This is a genomic window from Labrys sedimenti (assembly GCF_034424805.1).
Taxonomy (GTDB): domain Bacteria; phylum Pseudomonadota; class Alphaproteobacteria; order Rhizobiales; family Labraceae; genus Labrys; species Labrys sedimenti.
The window spans coordinates 37,293-60,641 of record NZ_JAXOUF010000009.1 but is presented as its reverse complement, the minus strand read 5'-3'; the positions used below and the strand labels follow the sequence as shown (position 1 = coordinate 60,641).

Below are 23,349 nucleotides of genomic sequence, written 5' to 3'. Positions count from 1 at the left end.
CTGGGACCGCCGGCATCTTGCCGGCTTCTTCCGATCCGGCAAGCGTGGCGTTTTCAAGAGCCGGCAAGATGCCGGCGGTCCCGGGGGCTTCCCTCAATCCCGCGCGAAATGGGCCCGTTCGGCCCGGACACGCAGGGTGATGTGGTCGGCGACGGCGGCGACGCGGCGGGTGTTGTGTGTGTCCGGATGGGAAACCAGCCAATAGCTGCGGGTGAAGCGCGTGCCCGGCAGCAGGCGGGTGAGCTCGGGATATTGCCGGGCGGCATAGTCGTGCAGGATGCCGATGCCATGGCCAGCCCTGACAGCCTCCATCTGGGCGACCACGCTGCCGCATTCGAAGCGCCGGCGCATCAGCCTGCCCAGCGTCTCGGCATAGTCGAGCGCCCGGCTGTAGACGAGATCATCGACATGGGTGACGAAGAGGTGCCCGGCAAGGTCCTCTTCGCTGGCGATGGGAGCGGCCGCCTCGAGATAGCGCCTGGAGGCATAGACGCTGAGCGTGTAGTCGGTCAGCTTCTTGACCATCAGCCGCCCCTGCACGGGACGGTCCAGCGTCACCACGATGTCAGCCTCCCGGCGTGAGAGCGAGAAGGTCCGCGGCAGTGGCACCAGCTGTACCACCAGTTCAGGGTGGCGGGCCGCCAGGGCGCCCAGTTCGTGCGAAAGGAAGTAATTGCCCAAGCCATCCGGTGCGCCGACGCGCACGGTGCCGCTGATCTCCGCCGTGGTGCCGGAGACGAGCGCACCGACTCGCAAGAATTCGGATTCGGCCTTTTCCGCCGCCACGAGCAGGGCGTCCCCGGCCGCTGTCAGCGTGCAGCCCTGGGTCTGGCGCTCGACCAGCCTCGCACCGAACGTCTCCTCCAGCGCCGTGAGCTGGCGACCGACGGTGGCATGGTTGAGCCCGAGCTGGCGCGCCGCGCCAAGCAACTGCCCGCTGCGCGCCACCGCCAGGAAAATGCGGATGTGATCCCAGTTCATGCGGGGTCCGATTCCGGGTGCACGGGCATCCTGCCCGTCCTTGGAAACACAGCGGATGCCGAAAAGGGGGGAACGGGCAAGATGCCCGTGCACCCCGGGAATATCATCTATTGATGACTTTAATTTTTGCACATCGGAAGTGCAATCCCTCTCATTGCTGTGCGAACGGATCAACTTCATAGATCGCGCCGAACGCCGCCCACCGGCAGGCGAAGGACAGGAGGAAGAGGATGACACGCGAGATCTCCCATTTCATCGGCGGCAAGCTGGTCGCCGGCCGCAGCGGTCGCAAGGCGGCGGTCTACAATCCCGCCACCGGCGAGGCCGCGGCCGAAGTCGCCCTCGCCTCCGTTGCCGAGGTGCGCGAAGCCTCCGCCGCCGCCAAGGCCGCGGCTCCCGGCTGGGCTGCCACCACGCCGCTGCGCCGTGCCCGCATCCTCAACAAGTTCCTGCACATCCTGGAAGAGCGTACCGACGAGCTCGCCGCCGTGATCACGGCCGAGCACGGCAAGGTGCTGTCCGATGCCAAGGGCGAGATCCAGCGCGGCATGGAAGTAGTGGAGTTCGCCACCTCCGCGCCCCAGCTTCTCAAGGGTGAGGTGACGGAGAATGTCGGCACCCGCGTCGACAGCCATTCCCTGCGCCAGCCGCTCGGCGTCGTCGCCGGCATCACGCCGTTCAACTTCCCCGCCATGGTGCCGATGTGGATGTTCCCGGTGGCGCTGGCCTGCGGCAATTGCTTCATCCTCAAGCCCTCGGAACGCGATCCCTCCGCTTCGCTCCTGCTCGCCCAGTGGCTCAAGGAAGCCGGCCTGCCGGACGGCGTCTTCAACGTGGTCCAGGGCGACAAGGAAGCCGTCGACGCCATCCTGACCGATCCCGACATTTCGGCCGTCAGCTTCGTCGGCTCCACGCCGATCGCCCGCTACATCTACGAAACCGCCTCGCAGAACGGCAAGCGCTGCCAGGCGCTGGGCGGCGCCAAGAACCACATGATCGTGATGCCCGACGCCGACATGGACCAGGCCGTCGATGCCCTGATGGGCGCGGCCTATGGCTCGGCCGGTGAGCGCTGCATGGCGATCTCGGTGGCGGTGCCGATCGGCGAAGCCACCGCCGAGGCCCTGCTCGCCAAGCTCGAACCCCGGGTGCGCGCCCTCAAGATCGGCCCCGGCACCGATCCGGAAGCCGAGATGGGCCCGCTCGTCACCAAGCAGCATCTCGACAAGGTACGCGGCTATGTCGACACCGGCGTCGCCGAAGGCGCCAGGCTGGTTGTGGACGGCCGCGGCTTCACCATGCAGGGCTACGAGAACGGCTATTATCTCGGCGGCACGCTGTTCGATGGCGTGACCACCGACATGACGATCTACAAGGAAGAGATCTTCGGCCCGGTGCTCGCCGTGGCCCGCGCACCCGACTATGCCACTGCTGCCCGCATGATCAACGAGCATGAGTTCGGCAACGGCACCGCGATCTTCACCCGCGACGGCGACGCCGCCCGCGAATTCGCCCACCAGATCCAGGTCGGCATGGTCGGCATCAACGTGCCGATCCCGGTGCCGATGGCATTCCACTCCTTCGGCGGCTGGAAGTCCTCGCTGTTCGGCGACCACCACATGCACGGCGCCGAGGGCGTGCGCTTCTACACCAAGCTCAAGACTATCACGAGCCGCTGGCCCACCGGCATCCGCGCCGGGGCCGACTTCGTGATGCCGACGATGAAATAATGTCATCCCGTGCGCGGTGCAGCATGCAATGCTGCGCCGCAGACGCGGGACCGCGCTCAGAATTAGCCCCACTCGGCCTGCGGTCCCGGACGCGCTGCACCACTGCGTGCTGCAGCGCGTCCGGGATGACCATTCCTTACGGGCGATGCACCGTCTTCACCTCGAGGAAGTCCTCCAGGCCGAAGATGCCGCCTTCGCGACCGTTGCCGGACTGCTTGTAGCCGCCGAAGGGGCTGCCATAGCGATGCGGGCCGCCATTGATGTGAACCATGCCGGCACGCAGGCGTCCCGCCACCCGCTCGGCCCTTTTGTCGTCGCCTGTCTGCAGATAGGCGGCCAGGCCGTAATTGGTGTCGTTGGCCAGCTCGATCGCCTGCTCCTCGGTGTCGAAGGGAATGATCGACAGCACCGGCCCGAAGATCTCCTCGCGGGCGATGCGCATGTTGGGGTCGACATTGGCGAAGATCGTCGGCTTGACGAAATAGCCCTTCTCGAAACCTTCCGGCTTGCCGGGGCCGCCGATGAGCACGCGGGCGCCCTCGGCGACGCCGGCCTCGATCAAGGCCTGCACGCGACCAAACTGAATATCGCTGACCAGCGGGCCGATATGCTCGCCTTCCTGCTTGGGATCGCCGACGGCCTGCGTCTTGCCGGTGCGCTCGGCGATGTCGACGACCTTGTCGTAGACTGAGCGCTGCACCAGCATGCGGGTCGGCGCATCGCAGGACTGGCCGGAGTTGTTGAAGCATTCCAGCACGCTGCCGGCGACGCGATCCTCCAGGTCCGCATCCTCGAAGATGATGTTGGGCGACTTGCCGCCGAGCTCGAGCGTGACGCGCTTGACGGTCTCGGCCGCGTCCTTGCTGACGGCGATGCCGGCGCGGGTCGAACCGGTGAAGGACATCATGTCGATGTCCTTGTGCTTGGAGAGAGCCGCGCCAACCGAGGGACCGTCACCGTTCACCAGGTTGAACACACCGGCGGGGAAGCCGGCCTCTTCCACCATCTCTGCGTAGAGCAGCGCGTTGAGCGGGGTGAATTCGCTCGGCTTGAGCACGCAGGTGCTGCCCGTGGCCAGAGCCGGCACTACCTTGAGCGCGATCTGGTTGATCGGCCAGTTCCAGGGCGTGATCAGGCCGCAGACGCCGATCGGCTCGCGCAGCACCACGTCGCCATTGGGCAGGGTGTCACGGGCCTTGAGATGACGCAGCGCGTCGATGAAGCCCTGCAGATGGCCGACGCCGACATCGGCCTGCTGGGCCCGGCTCATCGAGATCGGCGCGCCGAGTTCGAGCGTGATGGTCTGGGCCATCTCCTCATAGCGGCGCTTGTAGACTTCGAGCAGCTTTTCCAGGAGCGCCAGGCGTTCCTCGACGCTGGTGCGCGAATAGGTGGCGAAGGCCTTCTTGGCGGCAGCGACGGCCCTGTCGACATCGGCGGGCGTGCCCATGGAGATCACGGCGACCGGCTGCTCGGTGGCGGGATCCAGCACCTGCAGATCGTTGGGAACGATGGGGTCCACCCATTTACCGTCGATGTAGAACTTGCGCTTGTCGAGCATCGCTCACTCCCTGATTGCGGAGACGGTCCCCCGCCCCTCGTGAATATGTCGGACTTACACTGCCCCAGCACGCCGATCCACTGGAACAGCCATCATGTCGCAGGTGCGATGGTAGCGCGTCGAGGTCCCGACGAATGTGACCTCAATTCAAGATATCCCGGCCTTTGTCATTGCCGGGCTCCAACCCGGCAATCCATGAGGCGCCTGCCGAGAAAAGCGATCTCCGGATGCACCTGGACAAGCGCGGGCACGACAAGAGGCAAGTTCGTCCCGATCGAACATCTCTTTTGGACCGGCCTCAAAGGCCGAACTTGTCGCGCAGGCCGTACCACCAGGCCCCGAGCACGGTGAGTGGCACCCGGAAGGTCTTGCCGCCCGGGAAAGGATAATAAGGCAGGCTGCTCCAGACATCGAAGCGCCCGGCCTGGCCGGCGACGGCCTCGCCCAGGATCTTGCCGAGCAGGTGGGTGGTGGTCACGCCGTGCCCGCTGTCGCCATGCGAGAAATAGATGCTCGGCGACAGGCGGCCCATATGCGGGATGCGCGTCAGGGTCAGGGCGAAATTGCCGCTCCAGGCATAGTCGAAGCGGATATTGGCGAGCTGCGGGAAGGTTCTGGCGAGGCTTGGTCGGATCTTGGCCTCGATGCTGGCCGGATCGCCCCCGCCATAGACGATGCCGCCGCCGAAGAGCAGGCGGTTGTCGGCGGTGCGACGGTAATAGTCGAGGATGTAGTTCATATCCTCGACGCAGTAATTGGCCGGCAGCAGGTCGCGGATCACGGCCTCGTCCAGCGGCTCCGTCGCAACGACCTGGCTGGAAACAGGCATCATCTTGCCGCCGATCTCGGGCAGGAGATTGCCGAGATAGGCATTGCCGCAGACGAGAAGATAGTTGCAGGTCACCGCCCCGTGCTGGGTGCGCACCACCGGTTTCGCCCCCTGCTCGACCGAGAGTACCGGCGAACGCTCGAAGATCCGTCCACCATGCCGCTCGACCGCCGCCGCTTCACCCAGCACCAGGCTGAGTGGATGGATATGGCCGCCCTTGTGGTCGACCAGCCCGCCGACATAGCGCTCCGAGGCGACGATCTTGGACAGGCCCGCCTTGTCGATGCGCTCCAGGCCGCCATGGCCATGGCGCTCCCAGATACGCTGCTGCTCGTCGAGCTCGCGCAGCTGCTTGTCGGTGAAGGCAGCGAAGAAACCGCCGGGAACCAGGTCGCAATCAATGCCATATTGGGCGATGCGGCCGCGTATGATGTCGGCGCCCTCCCCGGCCATGGCGCCGAGCGCCTTGGCCGCCTTCGCGCCATAGCGCTTCTCGATCACCTCGAGGTCGCGGCTATAGCCGTTGACGATCTGGCCGCCATTGCGCCCGGAGGCGCCGAAGCCGATGCGGACAGCTTCGAGCACCACCACGCTATAGCCACGCTCGGCCAGTTCCAGCGCGGCGGAGATGCCGGTGAAGCCGGCACCGATGACGCAGATATCGGCACTCAGATGCTCGTTGAGGGTTGGGCGTTCGAAGGCACCCTTGGCGGTGGCGGCATAGTAGGACGACGCGTGGCCGGCGCTGGATGACGGCGGATGGGTGGTGGTGACCTCGACGGTGGACATGATCGGAATACCTCACGGATCGGCCGCCGCGCAGTCGAACCAAAGCAGAGGTCTGGTCCAGGGGGCAGCGGCCGGTGTCGATGGAATGAAAGGAGGGTCAGACGATTTCGAGATAGGCGGCGAACTCGTAGTCGGTGACCTGTTCGGCGAAACCGGCGATCTCCTGGCGCTTGCAGGCGATCAGCATGGAGCGCAGCACGGGATCGAAAATCTCGGCGGCGATCTCGCCGGCTTCGAAGGCATCGACCGCCTGTCCCCATTCGGAGGGAATCTTGGCCGACGCGCTCGGCAGATGCGCACGTCCGACGATGGGCTCGGGCGGGGTCCATTGCTTGCGAATGCCGATCAAGGCAGCGCCGAGTATAGCCGCGACCACCAGATAGGGATTGGAATCGGCGCCAGCGACGCGGTGCTCGATGCGGCGCGCGGCCGGGCTGCCGCCGGGAATGCGGACGGCTGCGGTCCGGTTCTCATAGCCCCAGGCGATCGTGGTGGGGGCATGGCTATCGGGCCTGAGACGACGATAGGAATTGAAATGCGGCGCGAACAGCAGCGTGGTCTCGGCCATGCCGCGCAGCAGGCCGGCGACCGCATGCCGCAGGATCGGCGAGCCTTCCTTGCTACCGTCGTTGAAGACATTGCGCCCCTCGTCGTCGAGCAGGCTGAAATGCACATGCATGCCGTTGCCCGAGCGCGTGCCATAGGGCTTGGCCATGAAGGTGGCCGCAAGGCCATGCTTGCGCGCGACACCCTTGACGATGCGCTTGAAGAACACGGCGTCATCGGCCGCCTTCAAGGGATCGTCGCTATGCAACAGGTTGATCTCGAACTGGCCGATGCCGTTCTCGGCGATCGCCGCATCCGCCGCCACGTTCTGGCGCTCACATTCGGCATAGACGTCGGAGATGAATTCACCGAAATCGTTGAGCTCGTCGATGGAGAGAATAGCGTCCGAGTCGAGCCGCTTGCCGGTATAGGGCGAGATCGGCGGCACGGCGCTGTCCGGCTCCGGATCGATCAGGTAGAACTCCATCTCCGTCGCCACCACCGGGCGCAGGCCGAGCTTCTGATATTCGCGCACCACGGCGGCCAGCGCCTGGCGCGGATCGGCGAGGAAGGGCTCACCGCTCTCCAGGAAGAGCCAGAGCGGCACCAGGGCGCTCGGCCGCGAGGTCCAGTTCACCGGCAGGATGCCGCGCCCGGTTGCCCCGCAGATGCCGTCCATGTCGCCCGAGGCGAACACATGTTCGCTGTCGATGATGTCCTCGCCCCAGACGTCGACGCCCACGATCGACAGGGGCATGCGGATGCCGCCGCCCAGCACCTTTTCGGCCTGGCTGACCGGCACGCGCTTGCCGCGCATGATGCCGTTGAGGTCGCAGACCACAGCCTGGATGCTCTCGATCGGACTGTCTTCCTTCAGCAAGGCTGCCAGGGTGTCCCGATCGATGCTGTCGGCCGTCATCATGCACGCTCCATTTTGTGATCACATTATTAAGTATGTGACATCATATCCGACTGGAATCAAGCCCGACTTCGCGATAAGCAGATGCTGGTTTGATGAGGAGGCGAGGTTATTGAAGAAGCTGGTACTGCCGCCATTGGCTCGGGCCGATGGCATGACGACGCATGATTATGTCTTCCTGCGCCTCAGGCAGGCCATCATGGTGGGGGCTTTCCGGCCCGGAACCTCGCTGACCATACGCGGCCTCGCGGCAGCGCTCGAAAGCAGCTCCACGCCTGTGCGAGAGGCCTTGCGGCAGCTCACCTCGATCGGCGCCCTCAAACTGCTAGAAAACCGGCGGATCCAGGTCCCGGTCGTCACACCTGAACTCTTCGAGGAGTTGATCGCGCTGCGCATCGTGCTGGAGCAGCATGCGGCACGGCGGGCCGTCGCGCATATCACCGAGCGCCAGATCGACCAGCTGGTCGATACGGATCTTGCCATCGACCAAGCCATCGCCAGGCAGGACAAGGTCAGCGCCCTGCTCGCCAACCAGCAGTTCCATCGTGCCATCTACAGCATCAGCCCTGATCGTATCGTGCTGCCGATGATCGAAAGCGTCTGGCTGCAGCTCGGCCCGGTCCAGGGCGTCGCCATGGAATATGTCGCCGAACTCTACGTGGTCGACCGGCACCAGGAGATCATCCAGGCCTTGCGGCAACGCGACCCGGCGGCGCTGGTCAAGGCGATCGGCGCCGATATCGGCGAGGGCATCGGCGGCTTCGATCCTTCCGCCGTCGCATCGCTGCTGGACGTCGCCGCGACCTGACTGGCCCGGCCGGCGACGCGCTAAAGCGTTTTGCGATTTGGTGGAATCACCAGGAATCGCAAAGACGCGTCGGAACAAGGAGTTAGAGCAAATAAGCGTTCGCGCTTGAACGCACTTTGCTCTAGCTCGGATCGGAACGATGCCTGTGCTTGTTCTCATACATCAGGAGATCGGCTCGCCTGGCGACGGATTCGAGCTTCTCTCCGTCCTGGCTGGTGGCGGCGCCCATCGAGAGGCTCAGGGCCATCTGCGAATAATATTGATTGTTGATCTCGAGAAGGTGCTCGATGTTTTCCATCATGGCCGTCGCACCGCGCTCGTCGACATAGGGAAGGACGACGGCAAACTCGTCGCCGCCGATGCGCGCGGCATGACCCGGTTTCTTGACGGCCTCGTTCAAGATCTCGCCGACGCGCCGCAACAGGGCGTCGCCGGTCGCATGGCCCCACTGGTCGTTCACGGCCTTGAGCCGATCGAGATCGATGGCGATGATCGACACCGGAAAATGCTGGTTGCGCTCCAGCCGGTTCAGCTCATCGACATAGAAGGCGCGGTTGAACAGTTTGGTCAAAACATCGTGCTTGCCGAGATATTCGAGATAGGCTTCCGCCTTCTTGCGTGCCGTGATGTCGGTCAGCGCGACCTGCACCTGGGACCAGTCCGCCTCGTGTCCGGGCAGGATGGACAGTTGCAGGAGAAGATAGCGTTCGGTGCCGTCGAGTGCGTGGTTGAGCACCTCCCGGCGCTGAAAAAAAACGCCGTTCCACAAATCGATCAACTGTTCGCGGAAATGGGCTTCCATATCGGATTGGAACACACGCGGCAGGTTTTGCAGAAGCGTCGGCTTGTCGGCAGCAAGGAAGAGGGCCAACGTCTCCTTGTTGATGTCGAGAACACGGATTTCGCTCATACACTGGCGCACGAATTCGGGGTGCACATCCGTGAAAACCCGGAAATCGACAATGCCACGCCCGCGCAGATCGTCTATCAACTGCTTGATGCGGCTGAAGTCCTCGACCCAGAGCGAAACCGGCGAGTGCTCGAAGAGAGCTGAAGCATATTGCTGCTGTTTCGCCGTCTGCCGGCGGGCGTCCTCGAGGGCGGTCACGTCCTCGATGGCCAGGAGCACACGGTCCCAGACCTGCTCATGTCCGGGCAGGATGACGCCGCGCAGCTGGATATCGAGACGCTTGCCGCCCAACGTGTAATTGACCGTGTTGCTGCGGAACTCCGTGGCGCCGTCCCAGAGCTGCTTCAACTCATCGACGTGCGCCTCGAGCATGTCGTCACGCAGCACTTTGCCGAGATTGGCGACGAGATGGTCGACACTGTCGGCTTCATACAGCAAGAGGGTCTTGCGGTTGACCTTGAGCACACGAATGAGGCTCGAACAATGCGCAAGCCTGGCGGGGTCGGCCAAAAGAAAGGCTCGCAGATCCGCCACTCCCTCTGCGCGCCATACCTCGAACTGCTCACGCAGGGCCGTGTAATCCTCCAGCCAGAGCGACATCGGTGCCAGATCGAAAATATTGTCGCTGTCGTCTGGAACCATCTCGCTGCTCTTTGCTGACACTCTCGATAGAAAGCCTGCCATGCGATCCGCGGCCCGCCGGTTGGCTTCGCGGCCTCGAGGTTTCGGACATGTTGCGAATCAAGACCTTTTGCACGACCGGCTGGATTTCCAAAGCTTGCAAGATACCGGATGGCGCAGCAAGGCAAGACTGTTGGTCCTCCTGCCATGGGCGCTAAGTCAAGGGTGCGGCAAAACGGTGGTGATCGTCCGGGGAAAGAGCGCCAAACATATATCCTAAAGCCACCCGTTCCTCACGTCCAGAAGCCCTGGTGAGGCACCGCCGCCTCGTCTTCCAGCGCGGGCCCGACCACGTCGATCCGCCGCTGTCCCCGTGCGAACACCTCGCGGCAGGGCAGAGAGAAGGTAGGATTCTCGGGATGAGCGCCGGTGAGTTCGAGCAAGCGATGCTCGGAGAGGGCATAGACCACCCGCCCGATGCCCGTCCAATAGACGGCGCCCGCGCACATGCAGCAGGGTTCGGCGCTGGTGTAGAGTGTCGAGGCGGCGAGTTCCTCGGGCGTTCTGGCCTTGGCCGCCGCAGCGACGGCCACCAGCTCGGCATGCTGGGTCGGATCGCCCTCCGGCGGCATCGAATTGTTGCCGGCAGACGAAATGACATTGCCGTTCCCGTCGACCACCAGCGCGGCGAAGGGGTGGCGGCCGCGCCGCCTGGACTCCTCCGACAGCGCGATCGACTGCCGCAGGAAGGCCAGGTCCAGCGCGGACAGGCTGTCCGTGTGTGTCTCGTCGCTGGCGCTCACCTCGCCCTCCCCATCATGATCCGGCCGAGACCACGATATCGCGCTTCGCCGGCCGGAGGAACGGTGAAGGCAAAGGCTCAGATCGCGGTGAAGCCGTTGTCCACGAAGAGATGGGCCCCGTTGACGAAGCTCGACTCGTCGCTGGCGAGATAGAGCGCGGCGCGCGCGACATCTTCCGGCTCGCCGATGCGCCCCTGCTGGGCCGCAATGGCGGCATCGGAGACGTCGACACCATGCGCCTGCAGTTCGGCAACCTCGCGCAGGCCGTGCGGCGTGCGGATGAAGCCCGGGCAGACGGCGTTGCAGCGGATGTTGCGGTCCCGAAACTCCACCGCGATGGCCCGGGCGAACATGTGGCAGGCTCCCTTGGTGGTATCGTAGAGCACTTCCATCGGGGTCGCCGCCACCGCCGAGATCGAGGAGGTGCAGACGATCGAGCCGCCGCCATTGGCGATCATCTGCGGCAGTACCGCCCGCGTCATCAGGAACATCGAGCGGACATTGACCGCGTGTAGCCAGTCCCACTCGGCGAAGGAGATCTCGAGGAAGGGTTTGATCAGGATGGTGCCGGCATGGTTGAACAAGGTGGTGACGGGGCCGTAGCGCTCACCGACCGCCTTGACCGCAGCCTCGACCTCGGCCTCCTCGGAGACATCGGCGACAAAGGCGGCGGCCTCGCCGCCGGCCGCACGAATGGCCGCCGCCGTCTCCTCCGCCGCGGCGGCATTGCGATCGATGATGGCAACCTTGGCGCCCTCGGCCGCGAACAGCTTCGACGCCGCCCCGCCCATGCCCGTCGCCCCGCCCGAAATGATGGCGGTCTTGCCTGCTAGCCTTCCGGCCATGATGTCCTCACTTGTATCTAGACTATTCGATCCATAACCGACCGGATGTTCCGGCCGGCGCCTTGTGCCTGGAGGGGAGCCTCAATGCTCGCCGAGCGGGCGGCCGCGCGCGCCGCCGGACACCGCGAATTCCTCTTCCGGCGACAGCACCAGGCGATGGCGGCGATAGAAGCCGAAATAGCCGAGGCCGATGAGGTACCAGGCCGCCGCCGCGATCGCCGCCCAGCGATAGAGCGGATCGAAGAACTGGTAGCCGAGCGTGAGGATGCAGATGGCGATGGTGGCATAGGCCCCGAAAGCACCGAAGGGGCTGCGGAATGGTCTTGCGATATCGGGATAGAGTTTGCGCAGCCGCAGATAGGCGATGCTCTGCAGGATGTAGGACACCATGCCGGCGAACACGATCATGCTGACCAGGAAGCCGGCCATGAAGGCGACATTGTCCTTGCCGCCCAGGAACCAGATCGCCAGCAGCACAATGAGGGCAAAGCCCGCGCCGGTGGCCAGCGCGATATTCGGTGTCTTGGTGCGCGGATTGGTCACCGACAGGACGGTCGGCAGATAGCCTGCACGCGACAGCGAATAGATGTTGCGGCCGGAGGCGAAGCTGCCGGCAAAGAAGCTCGCGGCAAGCCCCAACACCGCCACACCAGCCAGCAGCTTGGCCCAGCCATCGCCGAAGATGGTGCGGAAGCCGTCGAGCAGCGGCTCGCCCGACGAACCCATGGCATGGGCGCCCGGCGGAATGGAGGCGCTGAAGAACAGCACGCCGAGAGCAAGCGCGATCAGCGTCAGGATCGACAGGATCAGGGCGCGCGGCATGTCGCGCGTGGGGTTCTTGGCTTCCTCGGCGGTGAGCGGCAATTGCTCGACGGCCAGGAACATGTAGACGCCGAAGGGCAGCGACAACATGATGCCGGTCAGGCCGAAGGGCAGCCAGGGACCGGCTCCTTCGGGCAGAACCTTGCCGTCCGCGCCGATGTTGAGCGCATGCCGGACGAAATCGACATGCGGCACAGCGACGGCGAAGAAGAACAGCAGCACCAGCACGGCCGCGACGGTGATCCAGACCACCACGCGCATGGACAGTTCCAAGCCGCGCACGGACAGGCCGAGCATCACCATGTAGCCGACGACCCACCACAGCGGCAGCCAGCTGTCCGGCGTGCCGAAGATGGCGGCGAGATAGGAGGCCATGAAGAACATGTTGGCGCCAGGCGCCAGCACGAATTCGATGTTCTCGGCGAGACCCGTGGTGAAGCCGCCCCAGGGCCCCAGCGCAGTGCGCGCAAAGGAATAGGCACCGCCCGTATGCGGCAGCGCCGCGCTCATCTCGCTGATCGAGGAGCACAGGCAGACATACATGAAGCCGATGATCAGGGCGCCGAACAGCATGCCGCCGAAACCGCCTTGCGACAGGCCGATATTCCAGCCCGAATATTCGCCGGCGACGACGGCGCCGACGCCCATCATCCACAGCGTGAACAGTCCGGCATGGCGCTTGAGCTGGCGTTGTTCGAAATAGGCCTCGTCGACGCTCTGATAGGTTACGCCGCCGGTCGGGCGGCTGGTCGTCTCGATCGTCATGGATATCCCCTCTTGCCGAGGAGCTTGTAAAATTCTCCTCTTTGCGACATCCCGATGATCCGCGAAGCAGGGCTGCGATAAATATCCCTAAAGAGATAGAGGCTGCCATTGATGGGAGCGGGCACACTTGCGACGCAGAAGATCTGGCATGAGGGACCGGCCATGAACATCCGCGAACAATCGGCCGCAGACAGCTGGCATCATGCGACGCCGGACCTTGTCCTCTTGCTGGGCTCGCCGCAATTTGCGCCCGCCCTCGACACAGCGCTACGCCAGATTGCTCCCTTCGACCTGAGCTGCATCTTCGCCTATCCGCTCGAAGACAGGCCGACGCTGCTGCATGACGGCCTGAATGCGGTGTCGTCGTCCCAGATCATGGCCAATTATCTTGCCGGCACCTATCTGCTCGATGCGGTGTACACGGCCTGCATGCATGCCACGCCGGCGGGCCTCTATCGCCTGCACGATCTTGCCCCGGACGCCTTTTTCGAGGGCGAATACTACAATTCGCCCGACGTCCATCCCTGCATCTCGATGGAAAGCGGCTCGCTCGCGGAGGAAATCGTCTTCCTGCATCCCCTGCGCCCCGACCTCTATCTTGCCTACTCCCTGCTGCGCCAGAACGGCTCGCCCTCCTTCACGGCCGAGGAGATGGCCGATTTCACCCGGGCCGCACCGATGGTCATGGCCCTGCTCGGCCGCCAATGGCAGGCCCTTGCCGAAGGCCGGGAAAGCCAAGTCTCGCCCGCCCCGCGCGAACATGCCATCGAACAGGCCTTTCTCTCCTTTGCGCCGACCCTGCTGACACCGCGCGAGCAGACCATCGTCAGCCTGGTGCTGCGCGGCCATTCCAGTCTCTCGATCAGCAGCCTGCTCGACATCGCCGAGGGCACGGTCAAGATCCACCGCAAGAACATCTATGCCAAGCTCGGCATCTCCAGCCAGACCGAGCTGTTCAACCAGTTCATCCGTCACCTCCTGGCGGAGAAATAGACATTATGGGCCGACGCGCGGTGGCCGTTGTGTCGGAGATTTCGCGACGCGCCAATGGCAGCGTTGCATCATTCGCGTTTTGAATGATCGCCATGGGGACATTTAATTTCCAAATAGCCAGTTGGGCGACTACGCATGGCCCCGGTAGGAGGCCGGCTATGCGCAGACCCTGGTCCAAACGCAATGTCCTGATCATCATGGCGGGAACCATTCTCATGTCCATCGCATCGCAAGGCCTCCCGGCGAAAGCCATGCCGTCCCCGCTCATTGATTCCGCCGCACGCGGCGACCTGCCTGCCGTGAAGGCCGCCCTTGCCGCCGGCGCCTCGCTGGAGGAGCGGGACGACAACCGCCGCACCGCCCTGCTGGCTGCCGTACAGGGCAATCATGTCGCGGTGGCCCGCCACCTCATCGAGGCCGGCGCCGACGTCAACGCCAAGGATGCCATCGAGGACAGCCCCTATCTGCTTGCCGGCGCACGCGGCTATCTCGACATCCTGCGGCTGACGCTTGCGCATGGGGCCGACCTCAAGAGCACCAATCGCTATGGCGGCACCGCCCTGATCCCGGCCTCCGAACGGGGGCATGTCGAGACGGTGCGGGTTTTGATCGAAGCGGGCGTGAACGTCGACCACGTCAACCGGCTCGGCTGGACCGCCCTGCTGGAAGCCATCATTCTCAGCGATGGCGGGGCACGTCATGTCGAGATCGTCAGGCTACTCATCGCCGCGGGCGCCAACGTCAATCTCGCCGACCAGGACGGCATCACCCCGCTTCGGCATGCCCGGCAGCGGCGCTATCGCGAGATCGCCGCCTTGCTCGACGCCGCCGGCGCGCATTGAACGGGCCCCCGATCGATCATGCCTCCAACGCCCCCGCAATTCCCTGCCCCGTCTTCACCCTTGGTGCTGCTGTCCCTAGTGGTGCTGACCGGGCTCAATCTGCGCCCCTTCCTGACCGGCCCCGGTCCCCTGATCGCACGCATCGAGGCCGATACGGGCCTAAGCTATGGCGGCATCGCCATGCTGACGCTGCTGCCCATGCTGCTGATGGGGCTCGGTGCCTTTCTGGTGCCCGGCCTGCAGGCCAGGATCGGTACCAGACGGGGCATGCTGGGGGCGCTCATCCTTCTGCTTCTGGGATCGCTGCTCCGGCTCTGGTCTCCGGACGGGCTTTCTCTGATCCTGACGGCGGCCCTGTGCGGCGCGGGCGTCGCCTTCATCCAGGCCGCCTTCCCAGGCATCATCAAGCAGGGTTTCCCGCACAAGGTGGCCGCCGTGACCGGCCTGTACTCGGCCATGATCATGGGCGGCGGCGCCGTAGGCGCCCAGCTGACGCCCATCCTCGCCCATGGCGGCCAGGACTGGCGGACTGCTTTGGCCTGGCTGGCGCTGCCGACGGCGGCCGCCCTGCTTCTGGCCTGGCGCGTGCTGGCGGATGGCAGGACCGCCCGCCCCGACAAGGCCCTGGTGTCGCGCCTGCTCCATCGTCCGCGCAGCTGGCAATTGATGGCCTGCTTCGGCCTGGTCAATGGCGGCTATTCCTCCATGGTCGCCTGGCTTGCCCCGTACATGCAGGGGCGTGGCTGGGGCGTGGCGCAAAGCGGCAGCCTCGTCGCCATCATGGCGGTGGCGCAGGCCGTGGCCGCCCTGGTCCTGCCGATCCTGGCCTCGCGCAGCCGCGACCGCCGTCCCTGGCTCTACCTCACCCTCACCATGCAGGCGGCGGGCTTTTGCGGTCTTGCCTTTCTGCCCGGCACCCTGCCCTTGCTCTGGATCGCGCTGGGCGGCGCGGGGCTCGGCGGCTGTTTCTCCCTTTCGCTGGTGACGGCGCTCGACCATCTGCCGCGCCCCGAGGAAGCCGGCGCCCTCGCGGCCCTGATGCAGGGCGGTGGCTTCCTCATCGCAGGCCTTGCTCCCCTGGCCATGGCCCTCCTGCAGAGCTGGAGCGGCAGCTTCGTCGAGGGCTGGGTGATGCATCTGGCTTGGGTAGCGATCGCCGCGCTCATCGCCACACGTTTCGATCCAGCGCGATACGCTGCCGCCATGGGGGCGGATGAAAGACCCGAGATCGACACCGACCATCCATTGCGGTCGACCGGCGGCTGAAGCCGCCCGACTGCGAAAAGGATGGCGGAAGCGCCTGTTTTCCAGTGCGTCCTACACCCTGCTCGTCACTGGCCAAGACGCTCGGCATGCCAGACGAGGTGATCGTCCATGAAGGTGGAAATGAAATTATAGGAGTGGTCGTAGCCCTCCTGCATGCGCAGGGTCAGCGCAATGCCGGCCTTGGTGCAGGCCTCTTCCAGGAGCCAGGGCCGCAGTCCTTCCTTGAGGAAGCCGTCCGCCGTGCCCTGGTCGACCAGGAAGGCGTCGAAGCGATGGCCGTCGGCGATCAGCGCCGTGGCATCATAGGGGCGCCAGGCCGCTTCATCGGCGCCGAGATACTTCTCCAGCGCCGGCCTGGACCAGCCCGCCGTGCTCGGCTGCACGATCGGCGCGAAAGCCGAGCAGCTCTTGTAGCGCTGCGGATTCTTCAGCGCGATGGTGAGCGCGCCATGGCCGCCCATCGAATGACCGAAGATCGACTGGCGCGCCATGTCGGCCGGGAAATGCTCGCCGATCAGGGCCGGCAGTTCCTGCGTCAGATAGGAATACATCCGGTAATTGCGGGCAAAGGGTTCCTGCGTGGCGTCGAGATAGAAGCCGGCGCCCGATCCGAACTGCCAATTGTCCTTCTCGTCCGGCACGCCTTCGCCGCGCGGGCTGGTGTCGGGGCAGACCACGATCAGGCCAAGCTCGGCGGCAAGACGGCGATATTCGCCCTTGTCCATCACGTTCTGATACGTGCAGGTCAGGCCCGACAGATACCAGAGCACGGGGCATGGACGCTCCGCGGCCTGGGGTGGCACGAAGACCGCGAAGGTCATCTCGCAATCGCAGCTCGACGAGGCATGGGAATAGACGCCCTGGGTCCCGCCATGCGATCGCGAGGTTGAGATGGTTTTCATCGGCTAGGCCTTTCGCTCAGAATCGAGCCGACCATAGCCACCTCGGCCCTCCCCCGTCGAGTTTCGAGCCGGTTGCAGTCCCTGGCAAAATGCCGCGGCATCTTTCCGCAACCTCTCCAACGCCCCCTCATCAGCAATAAAAACGTTTTTATTTTTATTGAAAACGTTTTTATTCGCTGTTACCAAAATCCTGCAATCGTCAAATCCGGAGGGGAGGATGGCTGGAAGAACATCGCAACCGCCGCGCCCCGCGCCGCCCACCATCAAGACGCTGGCGGACAGGACAGGCTATTCCATCGCCACCATCTCCAAGGCCCTGCGTGGCCATGCCGTGGTTGCGCCGGAGACGCGGGAGGCAATCTTCAAGGCTGCCCAGGAGATCGGTTACCAGGCCAATACGCGCGGCATGGCGCTGCGCACCGGCAAGACCTACCAGGCCGCCGTGCTGATGCCGGTGACGGCCGCCCCCGACTATGAGTGGGACGGCGTCGAATATACCCAGATCCTCAGCGGCATCAGCCAGGCGCTCGAAGGCAGCGAGTACCGTATCTCCGTCCATGTCATCCGCGATGCCGCCGATGGCTGCGAGACCGCCCGCCGCATCGTCGAGCAGGGCCTCGCCGACGGCCTGATCTTCTCGGGGATTCTCGCCGACGACCCGCGCGTCGATTTCCTGGTGGCCCGGGACTTCCCCTTCGTCTCGCTCGGGCGCTGCCGTGGGGAGCTCGACTATGCCTATGTCGATATCGACAATGAGTGGGCCGCCCATGCCGCTACCGCCAGGCTGATCGCCGGCGGCCATCGGCGCATCGCCCTGGTCAATCCGCGGCGGCGCCTGTCTTACGCCATGGACAGGATCGATGGCTTCACCCGCGCCTTCGCCGAGGCGGGCCTCTGCGCATCCACAGATCTGATCGTCGAAGGCGACCTTTCGACGGCATTCGGCCGCAAGGCCGCGATTGAGCTGCTCGGCCGCGCCGACCCGCCGACCGCCTTCGTCTGCGTCAACGAATCCACCACGCTCGGCGTGCTCTCGGGCCTGTCCGGCCTCGGGCGCGAGATCGGCACCGATGTCGACGTCATCGCCTATGACGACATCAATGTCAGTGCCTATTTCAACCCGCCGGTCACCACCTTCTACCAGCCCATCGAGATCTGCGGGCGGTTGCTCGGCCAATACCTGCTGCAGCGCATGGCCGGTACCGGGCCCGAGGCGCTGAAACAGGTGTTCAGGCCCGAGCTGGTGGTCCGGCAACCCGACGATCTCGGCAGCCGCAAGAGCTGACGCATAGAACCAAAAAAACCAATGGAGGAGGAAACCATGAAAAAACTGAACGCGATCACGGCCGCCTTGCTGTTGTCGGTCTTCGCCGGCAGCGCGCAGGCTGCCGATCTCGGCGGCAAACTCCTGAAGGTCGGCTCCGACACCACCTCGCCGCCGATGGAGAGCGTCGACCCCGCCACCAACCAGATCGTCGGCTTCGACGTCGACGTGGTCAACGCGATCTGCGTCAAGATCAACTGCAAGGCCGAATTCGTGACCACCGGCTGGGATGGCATCTTCGCCGCCCTCGACCAAGGCAGCTTCGACCTCGTCGCCTCGGGCGTGTCCATCACCGACGAACGCAAAAAGGCGATGGATTTCTCCGATCCCTATATCGTCAACAGCCAAGCGATCCTGGTGCGCGTGGCAGACCAGGACATCTCGCTCGATGGCTTCAAGGGCAAGGCCAAGAAGCTCTCCGCCCAGGCCAACACCACCGACGCCCAGGTCGCCGAGAAGATCGTCGGCAAGGACAATGTCATGGCCTATGACAGCTTCAGCGCCTCCGTCATCGCCCTGAAGAACAAGGATGTCGACGGCGTCGTCATCAACGGCGCCAATGGCCCGGCCTATGACCGCGAATTCGCCGGAGACCTCGTGGTCGGCATCAAGGGCCTGGAATCCGACCCTCTCGGTCTCGTCTTCCGCAAGGGCGACGACAATGTCGCGGCCTTCAACGAAGGCATCAAGCAGATCAAGGCCGACGGTACGCTCGACAAGCTGATCGCCAAATATTGGGGCGCCAAATAAAGCGCCCGCCCCTCCCGTGGAGGGGTCGGCCATTCCCCTTGGAATGGCTCGGGGTCGACGCGCGGCGTCGGGTTGGGCTGAGCTCTCCGCAAGACTGGGCCGCTTTTACCATTACACCCCAAGCATCTTCACCCCACCCCGGCCCTTCAGGCCGACCCTCCCCCCTCCAGGGGAGGGTCGTGTCGGCTCACATCGAAACCGCGATCGCCCCGTTGGGGGAGGACCGAATGAACACTCTCAGACGCATCCGCCCCAGCAATCTGATCATTCTGACGGCCTTGCCCTTCATCATCTATCTTTTCTCGACATCGCGCGACTATCAACGCTCGCTGCGGGCGATCCTCGGCGTCGAGAACGGCTCTTCCGCCTTCGTGCCCGGCTTCGCCGCCCTGGCCCTCGCCTTTTCGGCCGGGCTCGCCGTGCTGTTCTTCTCACGCGCCCATGCCTACAGGCCGCGCCTCACCCTCATCGCCGCCGGCCTCAACCTCGTGGCCGCGCTGGCGATCGCGCTGGGCGGCTTCAGCCATCCCTATCTCGCCTCGGTCCTGGCCAATGCCGTCGACCCCTTCACCTCGGCGCTGGTGATGAAGGGCGTCACGCCGCGGCAGCTCACCCCGGATGCCGATTTGATGCTGGGCCATGCCGAAGCCTGGCTGCTGCCTGCCTATCTCGGCCTAACCCTGCTGGGCCTCGGCCTCTTCTTCGCCGGCGGGCGCCCAAACGCGGAGCGTGAAACGCAAGTACGGTGTGCCGGGCGCTGGATCCTCGGCCTCGTCAATGGCGTCGGCGCCGTCGGCCTGTTCTTCTTTGCCCATATCGCCTTCGCGGCCGGCGTCGCCACCACCATCCGCGCCGCCGTCGCCGCCTATCTCCTGGCCGCCCTGCTCGGTCTCGTCTGGGTCGGCCTTCTGCAATTGCGCTACAGCGAACGCGCCAGCCTGATCTTCGTCGCCCTCACCCTGGCGCTCGCCGTGGCTGCGGGCTGGTTCCTGATGCAGCCGCGCGACAGCTACGTCCTGGCCGGTACGCTCGAAGGCAAGGTGGCGGTCGTCGGCAATACGCCATCCAGCCTGATCGCCTCGGTACGCGAGGGTGACTTTCCCGGTGGGCCTAACGCGCCGGTGCCGGTGCGCAGCTTCGCCGGTGCCCCCGACGCCCTGGCCGCGATCGCCAGGAAGCAGGACGTTTCGGGCGCTCTCATCCCCGCTTCCGCTTCGCCCGCCGGCCTGCCGGTGCTCTGGCAGACCGAACTCCTGAACGATCGCGACCGCTCAGCCGGCATCACTTTCGCGGTGCTCGCCATCATTCTCGGCCTACTCACCTTCGGCGGCCATCTCAATTTCCGCCACCCGCTCGCCATCGGCTCGGAGTTCATCGTCGACACCATCCGCGGCATCCCGATGCTGGTGATCGTGCTCTATATCGGCCTGCCACTCAGCGGCGCGCTCAAGGACGCCACCCAGGGCGCCGTCGATCCGCCCAACCTGCTGCGCGGCATTGTCGCCATGGCCTTCGCCTATTCGGCCTATCTCGCCGAAATCTTCCGCTCCGGCATCAATGCCATCCCGATGGGGCAGATCGAGGCGGCCCGCAGCATCGGCCTGTCACGCTGGAAGACAGCGCGGCTGGTGGTGCTGCCGCAGGCCTTCCGCATCATCATTCCCCCGCTCGGCAACGAGTTGATCGCCATCCTCAAGGACACCTCGCTGCTCTCCATCCTGTCGATCCGCGACATCACCCAGCGCATGCGCGAGTTCCAGTCGGCGAGCTTCCTGCCCTTCGCGCCCTACAACTCCGCCGCCATCTTCTACATCGTCCTGACCCTCGCCGCGGCGAGCCTGGTCAACACCATCGAGAGAAAATATGACGTCAAGCATCGCTAACGACCGGCAAGCCCTGGAAACGCGCGCCCGCAGCCTGGTCTTCCCCAAGGGCTTCGTCTTCGGCGCCGCCACGGCCGCCTACCAGATCGAGGGCGCCCACGACCTCGACGGCAAGAGCGAGAGCATCTGGGACCGCTTCTGCCGCAAGCCCGGCGTGATCGTCGATGCCAGCAGCGGCAAGGTCGCCTGCGACCACTATCATCTGTGGCGCGAGGACATTGCGGTGATGAAGCAACTCGGCCTCGACGCCTATCGCTTTTCCGTGGCCTGGACGCGCATCCTGCCCGAGGGGACGGGCACGCCGAACACCGAGGGGATCGCCTTCTACGACCGGCTGATCGACGGCTTGCTGGAAGCCGGTATCGAGCCCTATCTCACCCTCTATCACTGGGACCTGCCCCAGCTCCTGCAGAACCGCGGCGGCTGGTACAATCGCGAGACCTCCGAACATTTCGCCGCCTATGCCTCGGTGGTGGCGCGCGCCTTCGGCGACCGCGTCAAGCATTGGACCACCTTGAACGAACCCTGGACCTTCTGCTGGTCTGGCCATGCCACCGGCGAGGACGCGCCGGGCCTTCATGACGGCGCCAAGGGCGGCGTCGCCGCCAGCCATCACGCTTTGCTCGGCCATGGCCTGGCCGTGCCGGCCGTGCGCGCAGAAGCGCCCGAAGCCTCCATCGGCATCGTCTTCGACCTCAACGTGGTCGAGCCGGCCAGCGCCGATCCGCGCGATGCCGCCGCCGCCCGGCGTTTCGACGGCGCCCAGAACCGCTGGTTCCTCGACGCCGTCTTCAAGGGCAGCTACCCCGAGGACATGCTGGCGCTCTACGGCCCGATGCTGCCGGAAATCCGGCCCGGCGACAACGCCGTCATCGCCGCCCCGGTCGATTATCTCGGCGTCAACATCTACCGCCGTTCGGTGATCGCCGAGGGCAGCGAGCTGGCGCCGCTCAACTACAGGCGCATCCAGCCCGAAGGCGTCTATTCCGCCGTCCACTACGAGATCTGGCCGCGCTGCATCTACGACGTCCTCCATTACGTCCATGCCAACTACGAGCCGAAGCGGATCTTCATTTCCGAGAACGGCGTGGCCACGGCGCCCGAGGCCGTGACTGCCGACGGCCACATCTGGGACGACCAGCGCGCCACCTATTATGTCGACCATCTCGCCGAAGTCGCCAGGGCCGCCGCCGAGGGCGTGCCGGTGCAGGGCTATTTCGCCTGGACGCTGATGGACAATTTCGAGTGGGCCTATGGCTACACCACGCCCTTCGGCATCACCCATGTCGATCTTGCAACGCAGGAGCGGAGGATCAAATATTCGGGTGAGGTCTATGCCCAGATCGCGGATCAGGCCCGGAGCGTCGTGGCCGGCGCGGAGCGCCCAACTTGGCTGATGGCGACCTGATTCATATGCGGCAAGATGTCGGGATAGAGCGCGGGTATCCTTCCCCGACTTCGGGGAAGTCCGGAATATCTTCGAAGACGAAGATGTTCCTGTCATCAATGCGGTGCAGCGACGGAAGGGGGCGTATGATGCGGGCGGGCCGGAAAAAGTATGGTCGCGCCACCCTACCCCACCCGGCCCGGCTTGGCCGGTCCACCCTCCCCGAAACCGGGGAGGGACTCCCGCGCTCCACTCGGCATGATCAAGATGCGTGAATTCGACAGCACACCTGAACGAACCCCTACGCCCGGCACGGTGCTGATTACCGGCGCGTCGCGTGGCCTTGGGTTGGCCTTGGCCCGGCACTATGCCGGCGCGGGCTGGCGGGTGATTGCCTGCACCCGCGCCGACACGCCGCCCCCTGACGAAAATGGCCTCGAATGGCGCCGGCTCGATGTCGCCAGCCCGGCCTCGATAGCCGAGCTTGCCGCCGGCCTCGCCGGCGCCCCGCTCGACCTCATGATCAACAATGCCGGCATCCGCGGCGACGTCGATGGCCTCGCCGCGCTCGACGCCGACGATTTCATCGAGGTGATGCGTGTCAATGCCCTCGCGCCCCTGTTGGTGGCGCGGGCGCTCCTGCCGAACCTGCGGGCGGGAGGCGGCCGGATCATCGCCAATATTTCGAGCCGCGCCGGATCCGTCGCCGAAGGCATGATCGGCGATGATGACGGCGACTATGCCTATCGCTGCTCCAAGGCAGCGCTCAACATGGCGACGGCCAAGCTGGCCCACGACCTCAAGCCCGATTGCATCACCGTACTTGCCCTCCATCCCGGCTGGGTACGAACCGATATGGGCGGCATCGAAGCCGAAATTCCGGTATCGGACAGCGCGGCGGCCCTGCAGGGCCTGATCGACCGGGCCACATTGGCCGACAGTGGCAGTTTCCAGGCCTTCGATGGACGGCCGATCGCCTGGTGAGACACGCAGTGCGACAACGCATCGGATGAACGATATGGCCGCGGCGTCGCTGAACGTGTAATCACAGGCATGGCGACGAAGAACGGGCC

Annotated in this window: 19 protein-coding genes; 10 read left to right on the top strand and 9 right to left on the bottom strand. The window is 65.0% G+C overall.

Features of this window, described 5'->3' with window-relative positions:
• Positions 1 to 93: 93 nt before the first annotated feature.
• On the bottom strand, positions 94 to 981 hold the full coding sequence (locus tag U1R88_RS22925; RefSeq protein ID WP_322433338.1) for a LysR family transcriptional regulator: 888 nt from the start codon (positions 979 to 981) through the stop codon (positions 94 to 96).
• A gap of 230 nt (positions 982 to 1,211) precedes the next feature.
• Here U1R88_RS22925 and U1R88_RS22920 point away from each other — a divergent pair, with 230 nt between their 5' ends.
• Positions 1,212 to 2,711 carry a CoA-acylating methylmalonate-semialdehyde dehydrogenase gene (locus U1R88_RS22920; RefSeq protein ID WP_068294577.1) on the top strand — a complete coding sequence of 500 codons (1,500 nt, stop codon included), beginning with the start codon at positions 1,212 to 1,214 and terminating at the stop codon, positions 2,709 to 2,711.
• Between the two features lie 136 nt (positions 2,712 to 2,847).
• On the opposite strand, the gene U1R88_RS22915 is transcribed toward U1R88_RS22920, so the two are convergent.
• From U1R88_RS22915 to U1R88_RS22905, 3 genes are all read right to left on the bottom strand, one after another.
• Positions 2,848 to 4,272, bottom strand: coding sequence for an aldehyde dehydrogenase family protein (locus U1R88_RS22915; RefSeq protein WP_322433337.1), 1,425 nt, complete (start codon positions 4,270 to 4,272; stop codon positions 2,848 to 2,850).
• Between the two features lie 298 nt (positions 4,273 to 4,570).
• Positions 4,571 to 5,890 (bottom strand): NAD(P)/FAD-dependent oxidoreductase, encoded by a 1,320-nt coding sequence (locus U1R88_RS22910; RefSeq protein WP_322433336.1) that lies wholly within the window; start codon positions 5,888 to 5,890, stop codon positions 4,571 to 4,573.
• 97 nt (positions 5,891 to 5,987) lie between these two features.
• The gene (locus U1R88_RS22905) at positions 5,988 to 7,355 is read right to left on the bottom strand and encodes a glutamine synthetase family protein (protein ID WP_322433478.1); all 1,368 of its coding nucleotides are present in this window, start codon (positions 7,353 to 7,355) and stop codon (positions 5,988 to 5,990) included.
• A gap of 112 nt (positions 7,356 to 7,467) precedes the next feature.
• On the opposite strand from U1R88_RS22905, the gene U1R88_RS22900 reads away from it, so the two are divergent.
• Positions 7,468 to 8,163 (top strand): GntR family transcriptional regulator, encoded by a 696-nt coding sequence (locus U1R88_RS22900; RefSeq protein ID WP_322433335.1) that lies wholly within the window; start codon positions 7,468 to 7,470, stop codon positions 8,161 to 8,163.
• A gap of 121 nt (positions 8,164 to 8,284) precedes the next feature.
• Here the strand turns inward: U1R88_RS22900 and U1R88_RS22895 are convergent, their stop codons facing one another.
• The 4 genes from U1R88_RS22895 to U1R88_RS22880 form a co-directional block, all read right to left on the bottom strand.
• A complete protein-coding gene (locus U1R88_RS22895; protein WP_322433334.1) occupies positions 8,285 to 9,715 on the bottom strand; it encodes a sensor domain-containing diguanylate cyclase in 1,431 nt (476 codons plus the stop codon).
• Positions 9,716 to 9,987: 272 nt separating this feature from the next.
• Entirely contained in the window at positions 9,988 to 10,497 is a 510-nt protein-coding gene (locus U1R88_RS22890; protein WP_322433333.1) for a nucleoside deaminase, read from the bottom strand.
• 77 nt (positions 10,498 to 10,574) lie between these two features.
• Positions 10,575 to 11,342: an SDR family NAD(P)-dependent oxidoreductase gene (locus U1R88_RS22885; protein ID WP_322433332.1), complete on the bottom strand. Its 768-nt coding sequence runs from the start codon at positions 11,340 to 11,342 to the stop codon at positions 10,575 to 10,577.
• Positions 11,343 to 11,423: 81 nt separating this feature from the next.
• Positions 11,424 to 12,929 carry an amino acid permease gene (locus U1R88_RS22880; RefSeq protein WP_322433331.1) on the bottom strand — a complete coding sequence of 502 codons (1,506 nt, stop codon included), beginning with the start codon at positions 12,927 to 12,929 and terminating at the stop codon, positions 11,424 to 11,426.
• A gap of 162 nt (positions 12,930 to 13,091) precedes the next feature.
• On the opposite strand from U1R88_RS22880, the gene U1R88_RS22875 reads away from it, so the two are divergent.
• The 3 genes from U1R88_RS22875 to U1R88_RS22865 all read left to right on the top strand — a co-directional run bounded on the left by U1R88_RS22875 (position 13,092) and on the right by U1R88_RS22865 (position 16,030).
• Entirely contained in the window at positions 13,092 to 13,922 is an 831-nt protein-coding gene (locus U1R88_RS22875; protein ID WP_322433330.1) for a helix-turn-helix transcriptional regulator, read from the top strand.
• Between the two features lie 158 nt (positions 13,923 to 14,080).
• Positions 14,081 to 14,764 carry an ankyrin repeat domain-containing protein gene (locus U1R88_RS22870; RefSeq protein WP_322433329.1) on the top strand — a complete coding sequence of 228 codons (684 nt, stop codon included), beginning with the start codon at positions 14,081 to 14,083 and terminating at the stop codon, positions 14,762 to 14,764.
• Between the two features lie 18 nt (positions 14,765 to 14,782).
• Positions 14,783 to 16,030 (top strand): cyanate transporter, encoded by a 1,248-nt coding sequence (locus tag U1R88_RS22865; protein WP_322433328.1) that lies wholly within the window; start codon positions 14,783 to 14,785, stop codon positions 16,028 to 16,030.
• A 65-nt stretch (positions 16,031 to 16,095) separates the two neighbouring features.
• Here the strand turns inward: U1R88_RS22865 and fghA are convergent, their stop codons facing one another.
• Positions 16,096 to 16,932, bottom strand: a complete 837-nt coding sequence (fghA, locus tag U1R88_RS22860; RefSeq protein ID WP_322433327.1) for an S-formylglutathione hydrolase — start codon at positions 16,930 to 16,932, stop codon at positions 16,096 to 16,098.
• Positions 16,933 to 17,149: 217 nt separating this feature from the next.
• On the opposite strand from fghA, the gene U1R88_RS22855 reads away from it, so the two are divergent.
• The 5 genes from U1R88_RS22855 to U1R88_RS22835 all read left to right on the top strand — a co-directional run bounded on the left by U1R88_RS22855 (position 17,150) and on the right by U1R88_RS22835 (position 23,260).
• Positions 17,150 to 18,217: a LacI family DNA-binding transcriptional regulator gene (locus tag U1R88_RS22855; protein ID WP_322433326.1), complete on the top strand. Its 1,068-nt coding sequence runs from the start codon at positions 17,150 to 17,152 to the stop codon at positions 18,215 to 18,217.
• 36 nt (positions 18,218 to 18,253) lie between these two features.
• On the top strand, positions 18,254 to 19,006 hold the full coding sequence (locus tag U1R88_RS22850) for a transporter substrate-binding domain-containing protein (RefSeq protein WP_322433325.1): 753 nt from the start codon (positions 18,254 to 18,256) through the stop codon (positions 19,004 to 19,006).
• 227 nt (positions 19,007 to 19,233) lie between these two features.
• A complete protein-coding gene (locus tag U1R88_RS22845; RefSeq protein WP_322433324.1) occupies positions 19,234 to 20,889 on the top strand; it encodes an amino acid ABC transporter permease in 1,656 nt (551 codons plus the stop codon).
• Positions 20,870 to 22,297 (top strand): GH1 family beta-glucosidase, encoded by a 1,428-nt coding sequence (locus U1R88_RS22840; protein ID WP_322433323.1) that lies wholly within the window; start codon positions 20,870 to 20,872, stop codon positions 22,295 to 22,297. The genes U1R88_RS22845 and U1R88_RS22840 overlap by 20 nt, the downstream gene beginning before the upstream one ends.
• A 294-nt stretch (positions 22,298 to 22,591) precedes the next feature.
• Positions 22,592 to 23,260: an SDR family oxidoreductase gene (locus U1R88_RS22835; RefSeq protein ID WP_322433477.1), complete on the top strand. Its 669-nt coding sequence runs from the start codon at positions 22,592 to 22,594 to the stop codon at positions 23,258 to 23,260.
• Positions 23,261 to 23,349: the final 89 nt, after the last annotated feature.

Coding starts and splice junctions, on each gene's coding strand:
- U1R88_RS22905 (WP_322433478.1), bottom strand. CDS start 7,355: ATGACGGCCGACAGCATCGATCGGGACACCCTGGCAGCCTTGCTGAAG.
- U1R88_RS22850 (WP_322433325.1), top strand. CDS start 18,254: ATGAAAAAACTGAACGCGATCACGGCCGCCTTGCTGTTGTCGGTCTTC.
- U1R88_RS22875 (WP_322433330.1), top strand. CDS start 13,092: ATGAACATCCGCGAACAATCGGCCGCAGACAGCTGGCATCATGCGACG.
- U1R88_RS22870 (WP_322433329.1), top strand. CDS start 14,081: ATGCGCAGACCCTGGTCCAAACGCAATGTCCTGATCATCATGGCGGGA.
- U1R88_RS22925 (WP_322433338.1), bottom strand. CDS start 981: ATGAACTGGGATCACATCCGCATTTTCCTGGCGGTGGCGCGCAGCGGG.
- U1R88_RS22910 (WP_322433336.1), bottom strand. CDS start 5,890: ATGTCCACCGTCGAGGTCACCACCACCCATCCGCCGTCATCCAGCGCC.
- U1R88_RS22880 (WP_322433331.1), bottom strand. CDS start 12,929: ATGACGATCGAGACGACCAGCCGCCCGACCGGCGGCGTAACCTATCAG.
- U1R88_RS22895 (WP_322433334.1), bottom strand. CDS start 9,715: ATGGTTCCAGACGACAGCGACAATATTTTCGATCTGGCACCGATGTCG.
- U1R88_RS22920 (WP_068294577.1), top strand. CDS start 1,212: ATGACACGCGAGATCTCCCATTTCATCGGCGGCAAGCTGGTCGCCGGC.
- U1R88_RS22845 (WP_322433324.1), top strand. CDS start 19,234: ATGAACACTCTCAGACGCATCCGCCCCAGCAATCTGATCATTCTGACG.
- U1R88_RS22915 (WP_322433337.1), bottom strand. CDS start 4,272: ATGCTCGACAAGCGCAAGTTCTACATCGACGGTAAATGGGTGGACCCC.
- fghA (WP_322433327.1), bottom strand. CDS start 16,932: ATGAAAACCATCTCAACCTCGCGATCGCATGGCGGGACCCAGGGCGTC.
- U1R88_RS22840 (WP_322433323.1), top strand. CDS start 20,870: ATGACGTCAAGCATCGCTAACGACCGGCAAGCCCTGGAAACGCGCGCC.
- U1R88_RS22885 (WP_322433332.1), bottom strand. CDS start 11,342: ATGGCCGGAAGGCTAGCAGGCAAGACCGCCATCATTTCGGGCGGGGCG.
- U1R88_RS22865 (WP_322433328.1), top strand. CDS start 14,783: ATGCCTCCAACGCCCCCGCAATTCCCTGCCCCGTCTTCACCCTTGGTG.
- U1R88_RS22855 (WP_322433326.1), top strand. CDS start 17,150: ATGGCTGGAAGAACATCGCAACCGCCGCGCCCCGCGCCGCCCACCATC.